At 68.0% G+C, this 9,444-nt stretch carries 8 protein-coding genes; 4 read left to right on the forward strand and 4 right to left on the reverse strand.

The genetic code is table 11. From position 1 onward, the window contains the following. Positions 1–162 precede the first annotated feature (162 nt). Positions 163–1,068, forward strand: coding sequence for a hypothetical protein (locus VF649_RS11780; protein ID WP_331012150.1), 906 nt, complete (start codon positions 163–165; stop codon positions 1,066–1,068). Between the two features lie 180 nt (positions 1,069–1,248). On the opposite strand, the gene VF649_RS11785 is transcribed toward VF649_RS11780, so the two are convergent. After that, entirely contained in the window at positions 1,249–1,659 is a 411-nt protein-coding gene (locus VF649_RS11785) for a thioesterase family protein (protein ID WP_331012151.1), read from the reverse strand. Positions 1,660–1,707: 48 nt separating this feature from the next. Here VF649_RS11785 and hrpB point away from each other — a divergent pair, with 48 nt between their 5' ends. Together hrpB and VF649_RS11795 are read left to right on the forward strand one after the other, a co-directional pair. After that, the gene (gene hrpB / locus VF649_RS11790) at positions 1,708–4,188 is read left to right on the forward strand and encodes an ATP-dependent helicase HrpB (protein WP_331012152.1); all 2,481 of its coding nucleotides are present in this window, start codon (positions 1,708–1,710) and stop codon (positions 4,186–4,188) included. A gap of 60 nt (positions 4,189–4,248) precedes the next feature. Then, positions 4,249–4,530 (forward strand): NADH dehydrogenase ubiquinone Fe-S protein 4, encoded by a 282-nt coding sequence (locus tag VF649_RS11795; RefSeq protein WP_331012153.1) that lies wholly within the window; start codon positions 4,249–4,251, stop codon positions 4,528–4,530. A gap of 12 nt (positions 4,531–4,542) precedes the next feature. Here the strand turns inward: VF649_RS11795 and VF649_RS11800 are convergent, their stop codons facing one another. From VF649_RS11800 to VF649_RS11810, 3 genes are all read right to left on the reverse strand, one after another. After that, a complete protein-coding gene (locus tag VF649_RS11800) occupies positions 4,543–5,580 on the reverse strand; it encodes a DUF2332 domain-containing protein (protein WP_331012154.1) in 1,038 nt (345 codons plus the stop codon). Positions 5,581–5,660: 80 nt separating this feature from the next. Beyond that, positions 5,661–7,487, reverse strand: a complete 1,827-nt coding sequence (locus VF649_RS11805; RefSeq protein WP_331012155.1) for a methyl-accepting chemotaxis protein — start codon at positions 7,485–7,487, stop codon at positions 5,661–5,663. A gap of 358 nt (positions 7,488–7,845) precedes the next feature. Beyond that, a complete protein-coding gene (locus VF649_RS11810) occupies positions 7,846–8,451 on the reverse strand; it encodes a TIGR02466 family protein (protein ID WP_331012156.1) in 606 nt (201 codons plus the stop codon). Positions 8,452–8,526: 75 nt separating this feature from the next. Here VF649_RS11810 and uvrC point away from each other — a divergent pair. Further along, the coding region (gene uvrC, locus VF649_RS11815) for an excinuclease ABC subunit UvrC (RefSeq protein WP_331012157.1) at positions 8,527–9,444 on the forward strand (918 nt) is incomplete at its 3' end.

Genomic DNA, 9,444 nt, shown 5'->3' on the forward strand with positions numbered 1-9,444 from the left:
GATCGACGCGCTGGCCGGCATCGGCAGCGGCCCCGCCCGCGCCGCCCTGGTCGAAGCCGTCGAATTCGCCATCGCACGGGCCTATTGATTCAGCAGAAGATGGTGACCGGTGCCCTGTAGCGTCAGCGTATGAGAATCTTCGGGGGGACGGAATCCCCAGATGTGCACCCCGCGGCATTCGCCATGCCGGCCGGCATGGCGATCCGGTACGATCGGCCGACCGCCGACATCGCGCGATCGGTGACCGGATATAATGTCTATCATGCCGATAGTGCGGCGGAGCGGGTCGACTGGTTCCTGCCGGCGCCCGCGATGTTGTGCATCGGCGTGGGTGCCGGCCCGATCACCGCGCAGATCCGCAATCAGCGGTTCGATCCGATGCCGCAGGCGAGCCTGATCGGGCCGACCAGCCGGGCGTTGCGGGTGGCGACGCAGGGCGGGACGATGGTGGGGATCGGGATCAGCGCGGCGGGCTGGATCCGGATGACCGGGCAGTCCGCGCATCTGTGCCATAACCAGATCCTTCCCGCCGAAACCCTGTTGGGCACCGAGGCGGTTGCGGGGTTGATCGCGGCGCTGGAGGCCGCACCCGACGATCATGCGGTCAAGCCGCTGCTGGATGGATTGCTTCCGCCGCTGTTTGGGCGGGATGATCCGCAGGCGGCGACGATCGACGCGTTGATGGCGCTGTCGGTACAGGACGGGGTGATCGAGGTGGGTGATGTCGCGCAGCGGATCGGGTTGCACGACACCATGCTGCGCCGGGTGTCGCAACGCGCGTTCGGGATGCCGCCGAAGCTGCTGCTCCGCCGCGCCCGGTTCCTGCGGTCGTTCGTGCATCTGTTCCTGGGCGGCGACATCGACGATCGCAGCCGGATCGACAGCAGCTATTTCGACATGTCGCACTATCTGCGCGATGCCAACGCCTTCCTGGGGACGACGCCGCGCCGATTTCTGCAGGCGGCGACACCGTTCCTGGCGGCGAGCATCCGCGCGCGCATGGCCGTGCTGGGGGCCCCGACACAAGCATTGCATGAGCCACCGACGGCGGGCCGCCGCGCTGGTTAGGCAGGCAAGCCCTATATCCGAACCGGTCATGCTCCGTTCGTGCCGCGCCCTTCTACTGCCCGCGGGCAGCCGCTCTGGACGGATCGCTATTTCACCGAAGTCGCGGCGTCCCGCGCCCTGCCCGCGTAACGTCCCTCGACTTCGCTCGGGACAAACGGGTCAGGTTTGAGGCTTGCTCTTCTAACGTTCCTCGTCCGGAAAGAAGCGTTCGATCACATTGTTGGCCAGCCGGGCGGGACGCAGCGTTTCGGCATCGAGACAGCACCAGCTGGACCGCACCTCCGCCAGAACCTCTTCCCCGCGGCGGATGATGGTTTCGTAGAAGGCGCGTGCGCCCTGAACCTTTTCGAGCAGGACCGTGGCGATCACATCGTCGTCCAGGAAGGCGGGCTTGCGATAGGTGATCTCATGTTTCAACGCGACCCAGAGATGGTTCGCGACCGCATCGGCAGGAGCCAGTCGTTGCCAGTGGCTGATGACGGCGGCCTGTACCCATTTCAGGTAGCTGGCATTGTTGACATGCCCCATGAAATCGATGTCCGAAGGATCGATGCCAATGGGAAAACTGTGCGGAATGGCGGTGCTGCTCACGAAGCATCCTATAGCAGGTTCGCGTGCCGACAGCTATGCCCCCGGTCGATGACCGCGCTGCCGATCCATGCCGTCCTGCCCGATATCGTGGAGGCACTTCGCGAGCGCTGCAACCTGGTACTGGTCGCGCCCCCAGGGGCGGGCAAGACGACGGCGGTGGCGCCGGCATTGCTGCGCGAAGCCTGGTGCTGCGGCGAGATCCTGTTGCTGAGCCCGAGGCGGCTGGCCGCGCGGGCGGCGGCGGAGCGGATGGCGGTGCTGGCTGGCGAAGCGGTCGGGGCGACGATCGGCTATGCGACGCGGATGGACAGCAGGCGATCGGCCGCGACGCGGGTGACGGTGCTGACCGAAGGGATTTTCCGCAACCGCATCCTGACCGATCCGGAACTGACGGGTGTATCGGCGGTGCTGTTCGACGAGGTGCATGAGCGTAACCTGGACAGCGATTTCGGGTTGGCGCTGGCGCTGGACGTGCAGGCCGCGCTACGGCCCGACCTGCGGCTGGTGGCGATGTCGGCGACCCTGGACGGGGCGCGTTTTTCCACGCTGATGGACGATGCGCCGGTGATCGAGAGCGCCGGGCGAAGCTGGCCGCTTACCTTGCGGCATGTCGGGCGCGACCCGGCGCTCAGGATCGAGGATGCGGTGGCGGGCGTGATCCGCGACGCGCTGCTGACCGACGCGGACGCGGGCGGGGTGCTGGCGTTCCTGCCCGGGGTGGCGGAGATCGAGCGGACGGCGGAGCGGCTGATACGATTGCCACCGGACGTGGTGGTTCACAGGTTGCACGGCACGCTGGATCCCGGTGAACAGCGGGCGGCGATCGGGCCGGCCCCGGCGGGGGGGCGCAAGGTGGTGCTGGCGACCGCGATCGCGGAGACGAGCCTGACGCTGGACGGCATCCGCATCGTGGTCGACAGCGGACTGGCGCGACGACCGCGATATGACCGCGCGGCGGGCATGACGCGGCTGGCGACCGAGCGCGTGAGCCAGGCGGCCGCGACACAGCGTGCGGGCCGGGCGGCGCGGCAGGGGCCGGGTACCGCCTATCGCCTGTGGGAGGAGGCCGCGACCGGCGGGCTGCCGCGGTTCGACCCGCCGGAGATGCTGGAGGCGGATCTGTCGGCGCTGGTGCTCGACTGCGCCCTGTGGGGCGAATTGGAACCGGCGCGGCTGCGCTGGCTGGATGCGCCGCCGGCCGCGGCGGTCAGGGAGGCGCGGGAACGGTTGCGCGCGCTGGGGGCCATCGACCCGGATGGACGTGCGACCGCGCATGGCCGGGCAATCGCGCGGCTGCCGTTGCCGCCGCGACTGGCGCACATGCTGGTGACCGCAGCGGGATCGGGTTGGGCCGAGGTTGCGGCCGAGGTGGCGGTGCTGCTGAGCGAACGCGGGCTGGGCGGGACCGATATCGATCTTGGCGCGCGCTTGCGGCGATGGCGCGGGGAGCGTGGCGCGCGGGCAGAGGCATCGCGGCGGCTGGCACGGCGGTGGGCGGAGTCGGCGACCGCCGCGGGCCAGCGTTCGCAGCCGCGCCGTGAGCCGGCGGATGGGGACGTCGTTGGCGCGTGCCTTGCGCTGGCGTTTCCGGATCGGGTGGTACGAAAGCGTGGTGCGGACGGGGAACATTGGGCATCCGTGGGCGGACGGGGGTTCCGGCTGGATCCGCTGTCACCGCTGGCGCAGGCCGAATGGCTGGCGGTCGGGGAGGTGCAGGGGGTCGCGGCGGGCGCACGTATCCTGTCCGCGGCGGCGATCGAGCGGGTACAGGTGGACGCGTTGTTCGGCGATCGGATCGTCGAGCGGCGGACGGTGACGTTCGACCCCGCGACCGGTGGCGTGGCAGCGTTGCGCGAACGGCGGCTGGGCGCCATCCGGCTGTCGTCCGGGCCCGACGAGGCACGGGATCCGGATGCAGTGTCGGCGGCGTTGCTGGAGGGGGTGCGGGTGCATGGCCTGGATCTGCTGCCCTGGAATGCCGGCGTGCGGGCGTTGCAGGCGCGGGCGGGCCATGCGCGGGATGCGGGAGCGGACCTGCCGCCGATCGACCATGCGGCGTTGCTGGCCGCGCTGGACGACTGGTTGCCGCCGTTGCTGGCGGGCAAGCGGCGACTGGACCTGATCGCGGCGGGTGCGATCGAGCAGGCGCTGTCGAACCGGCTGGGGTGGGCAGGGGTGCAACTGCTCGACCGGATCGCGCCGGCCGCATTCCGGTCGCCCGCGGGGAGCAGCCATCCGATCGATTATGGGGCGGAGGGCGGCCCGGCGGTCGAGGTGCGCGTGCAGGCGCTTTATGGGTTGGCAGTGCATCCAGTCGCGGGGCGGACGCCGCTGGTGCTGCGGTTGACGTCGCCGGCGGGGCGGCCGATCCAGACGACGCGCGACCTGCCCGGCTTCTGGGCGGGCAGCTGGTCCGCGGTCGCGCGCGAAATGCGCGGGCGGTATCCCCGTCACCCCTGGCCCGATGATCCGGCGGCGGCGGACCCGACGCTGCGCACCAAGCGGGCAGATGCGCGCAGGCCGTCTTGACCCCGCGGGCCGATGCGGGGCATGGCCGATAGCATAGGTTAGCGAACGATCGGACGGACCATGGGCAAGGCGCGGATCTTCCAACGGGCAAAGAGCAGCATGAGTTCGGGCCGCGCGCGCACCGGGCAATGGGTGCTGGAGCATGAACCGGCGGAGCGCAAGGTGGCCGACCCGTTGACCGGCTGGGCCGGATCGGGCGACACCAATGGCCAGATCAGCCTGACCTTCCCCACGCTGGAAGCGGCCTGCGCCTATGCCGCGCAGCATGGGCTGGAGGTCGCGATCGCGCCGGTGCAGGCACGGACGCTGAAGCTGCAGGCCTATTCCGACAATTTCCAGTAGGCGGATCGGGGCCTAGCCCCGCCAGTCGATCCAGGCGCCATAGGGGTGGCAGGTCGCAAGCAGGCGGGTGTTTCCGTCGGGCCAGCACGTCAACTGCAACTGCACCTCGCGTCGGTCCGGGGTCCATTCGAAGCTGATCCAGGCGAGCGGGCGCCGGCTGGTGGCGCGGGCACCGGCATTCAGGATCGCGGTGGTGACGGTCCGGTGATCGTCCTGGCTGAGATATTGCAGCGCCATCGAGTGAAACACGACGCGGCAAAGCCCATCCGGCTGCGGCGCGCGCAGGCGATCGGGTAGCCAGGACGCGGCGTTGGCGCGTTCGACATCCGGCCGGTGCTGCCGCGCGATCGCCAGCGCCTGTTGCAGGCGATCGAGCCGCGCCGGTTCGTCCGCCCAGATATAGGATGTCAGCCGCTCGCAGCTTTCGGGATCGGAGGGGTCGATCGGGTGCAGATCGACGCCCTGGGCCGAAGCGAGTTCGACCCTGGCATCAGGCAGCGGAGCCCCGCGCCACAGGGGCGCGATCCGGACACGCGCGTCCGGATCCCCGATGGAGATGCCGCCGAGATCATAGGCATAATGCGCGATGTTGAGGTTGAGCCCGACGCTGGACCCGAGTTCGAACAGCGCAAACGGCAGGCCGCCGGTCCGGCCATGCGCGACGGTCAACGCTGCGAGGAGAGCCGCGGAACGGCCGACCTCGTTGGTTTGTGGCGTGTCGCGCATCCAGGTGGCGATGAACGCATCATGCGCGATGAGCGCGGCCCCGATCGCCCCTTCGAAATCCTGATGCTGGCGGCGATAGAGGCTTTCCAGTTCCGGCGTCGCGCCGCGGCGGGCAAGGGCGTGGAGCGCGGCGTTGAACCGCATCGCCAGCGCCGCCGCGGACCGATCACCATGCCATTCGGCGATCACCGCGGCCGTCAGCGGCGCATGGTCCAACTGGCGCTGGCCGGCTTCGAGAACGGCAGCGACGAACGGCGAACCGGCGGAGCGGGCCATGTGCGCCTGACGAAGAAGTTCCTGCAATTCCATGGGATGTGCGGTCACGATGTTCCACTTTGATCTGATGCGCCCGGCAGGATCGGGCGCGGCTTCCTGGGCAGGGTCCGGCGGGAGAGAGTAGCCGGTCAGAAGGTGGACCAATCTTCCTCGGGCGCCAGTGCGAGATTGCCGACGACCGGTAGCGGACGGCGGGCTGCGCCGGCTGCGGCGCGGGCAGGCCGGACGGGCGCGGGCGCCAGGCGCCGGACGGGTGCCGACCGGGGATCGCTTTCGATCATAAAGATCGAGATCGCGCTGGCCAGTTCCTCCGCCTTCTGGACGAGCAGCCGGGTGGCCGCGGTCGTTTCCTCGACCATGGCGGCATTCTGCTGCGTTACCGCATCCATCTCGTTGATGGCGATGTTCATCTCGCCGATGCTCTTCGACTGGTGATCCGACGTGCTCGCCATCGATCCGATCGCTTCGCTGACGCTGGCGACCTTGTCGATGATGCGGTTGAGCGCGTTACCGGTTTCGCCGACCAGCGCCACGCCCGCGGTGACATGTTCGGTCGCGGACAGGATGCGCGTCTTGACGTCCTTGGCCGCATCGGCCGAGCGCTGCGCCAGAGCCCGGACTTCGGATGCGACCACCGCGAAGCCGCGGCCGGCGTCCCCCGCCCGCGCTGCCTCGACCCCGGCGTTCAGCGCAAGCAGATTGGTCTGGAACGCGATGCCGTCGATCACGCTGATGATCTCGGCGATTTCGTTGCTGGCCTTTTCGATGCCGTTCATCGCGTCGACCGCCTTGCGGACGATCTTGCCGCCCTGTTCGGCCTCCCCGCGGGCGTCGGCCATGGCACGGTTGGCACCGTCGGCCGTGGCTGCGCCCTTGCGGATGGTGTCGGTGATTTCCTCCATCGCGCCGACGGTGACCTGAAGGCTTGCGGCCTGGCGTTCGCTGCGCACCGACAGATCGTCGCTGGCCTGGCTGATCTCGCTGGAGTTCTGCTTGATGCCGTCGACGCTCTCCCGCACGCTGCCCATCACGTCGGACAGGCGCGAGACCGCATTGTTGAAGTCGCTGGCGAGCGTCTTGAAGGATTCGGGAACGTCGGTCAGCCGCATCGTGAGATCGGCCTCCGACAGCCGGTGGAGCGCGCGGCCGATCCCGGCCATCGCCTCCTGCCGATCCTGGTCCGCCGCGAGCTTGGCGACCGCCGATTCGCGGAACACCAGCACCGCACGCGCCATGTCGCCCAGTTCGTCGGACCGCGCCGCATCCGGCACGACGATGTCGTGCTTGCCGGCGGCCAGTTCCGCCATCATGCGGGTGAGGCCGGTGATCGGACGGGCGATGCTGCGGCTGAGGACGACGGCAAGCGCACCGGCAACGCCGATCAGCGCGAGCCCACCCGCGACCAGCGCGATCATCGCGGTCTGGATGGCGGTTTCCTGCCGTGCGGAGTTGCGCTCCATCTGCTTGGTCTCGGCGGTGCGCAGATCCCGAAGCGGCAAGGCCACCTTGCTGACCAGCACCGCAGCGCCCGCGTTGCGGACCGCGTCCTGCGCGGCTTCGCGGCGACCCTGGCGGACCCAGTTAATCAGGCGATCGCCCCAGTCCTGACGCCATTTCAAGGTTTCCCGGCGGGATTCCAGGACGAGTTGCCGGCTGCCGGAGTTGCCGACCAGGGCCTCCAGTTCGCGCGACGTGCGATCATATTCGTCGCGCGCCTCGCCATAGGATTTCAGATAGGTTTCGTCGCTGGTCACCAGGAACCCACGGAACTGGCTGTTCTGACGCAGGATCGCGGTTTCCAGGGTCAGCGCCTTGGCATAGACGGACTGGCTGAGATTGTTGCTGTCGGTCGCCGCGCGGATCATCGAGATGTTGGAATAGAATATGATCATCATGATCGCGGCGGATGCGATGATCGCGAGGAAGGACAGGCCGAGCTGCTTTGGGATGTTCATGGAGCGGATCATCGGTTTTCCCCCGAAATGAGCAATCCCGACCCTGCCACTGTGCGGGGGCGTCGGCGGAGGTGAATCGTTTTCAGCGCTTTGGTCGTGCGCATTGCGGCGCGGGTTGCGGCGTGGCCATTCCTCGTTGCCGCCGCGACGGCCGGTAGGGCCGTCGCGATCGATGCTGCCGACAGAAGCGGAGAGTGGCATTCCATTTTTGCGTGTCCGGTCTGGTCCTCGTCGAGAAATTGCTTAGCGTTTAGGAGGTTAACATTCCGTCCACGATCGTTCGCGGATGCAGCGCATCGCACACATCATGGCGGAGGATCAGCCGCATCGCCCGAGTGGTGGCGGGCCGGATGCCGGCTTACCGCCGATAATTGAAGCTGATGCTGATCCGGTCCGACTTCGCCGTGCCGGGCGCGACCTCGTGACGCAGCCAGCTTTCCCAAAGATAGATCGTGCCGGCTTCGGGCCGGGCATAGACGAAGCTGCGCAACTCCTCGGGTGCGGCATCCGTGCGCGGCGGCGCGGCCATCATCATCGGCAGGCGGGGATCCTCCAGCTTCAGCGCGCCGGCGCCGGGCGGGACCGCGATATAGACGGTGCCGGACACGACGCTGCCGGGGTGAAGATGGCCGCTGTGCATGCCGGCCGGCTTGAGGACGTTCACCCACAGGCTATCCAGTTTCAGCCGTTTGCCGCCGAGATCCATGCAGGCATCGTCCGCAAAGCGGCGGACATGGGCGTCGAGCTGGCGCTTGAGGTCGGCAAAGGCGGGGTCGCGCAACGGCAGATCGTTCAGCGAGGCATAGCTGGTATAGCCGGGATAGCCCTTTTCCCTGCACCATGCGCGTCCGGCGCGATCCTCCCGCGCCAGCGTGCGGCAGCTGTGGTCGAGATCCGCGATCAAAGCGGCATCGCCCAGCCCACCTTCGTAGAAGCGGGTGGCGAAGAGGCTGCGCGTCGTCATGGTTTCCCGGAAGCATGCGCAGGAGGCGGGAGCAAGGGGCTTTCTGTTTTGTTCTGCCGACCCTAAATCGCGGACGTGACCGATACGCCCACCACCACCGACCGTTTCAACGAGGAAAAATCCGCCTTTACCGTGCGCGGGACCGATGCGCCGGATATCGAGGCGGGTGTTGCGGCGATCCGCAACGTGCTGGCGACGCTGCCGACGCGGCCGGGGGTATACCGGATGCAGGATGCCAAGGGCGACGTGCTATATGTCGGCAAGGCAAAGGCGCTGAAGAACCGGGTCGGCAATTATGTGCAGGTCTCGCGCCTGCCCAAACGGATCGCGCGGATGGTGGCGCAGACCCGTTCGATGACGATCGTCACCACCAACACCGAATCGGAGGCGCTGCTGCTGGAAGCGCAGCTGATCAAGCGGTATCGCCCGCCGTACAATGTGCTGTTGCGCGACGACAAGTCGTTCCCGTTCATCCTGCTGCGCGAGGATCATGCGTTCCCGCGCGTGCAGAAGCATCGCGGCGCGCGCCGGGCGAAAGGGCAATATTATGGTCCGTTCGCCAGCGCGGGATCGGTGACGCGCACGTTGAACGCGTTGCAGAAGCTGTTCCTGCTGCGATCCTGCACCGACAGTTTCTTTGCCAACCGGTCGCGGCCGTGTCTGCTGCACCAGATCAAGCGCTGTTCCGCGCCGTGCGTCGAGCGGATCGACAAGGACGCCTATGCCGAGCTGGTCGCGGACGCGAAGGCGTTTCTGGGCGGCAAATCGACGCAGGTGCAGAAGAAGCTGGGCGTCCAGATGTCGGCGGCGGCCGAGGCGATGGATTTCGAGCTTGCGACGATCCTGCGCGACCGGTTGCGCGCGCTGACCTTCATCCAGGGAACGCAGGCGATCAATGCCGAAGGGATGGGCGATGCCGACGTCTTTGCGCTGGCCTGCCGATCGGGGGTGATGGGGATCCAGGCCTTCTTCATCCGCGGCGGGCAGAATTGG

Origin of the sequence: Sphingomonas sp., assembly GCF_036387535.1 — a bacterium.
Lineage (GTDB): Bacteria > Pseudomonadota > Alphaproteobacteria > Sphingomonadales > Sphingomonadaceae > Sphingomonas_R.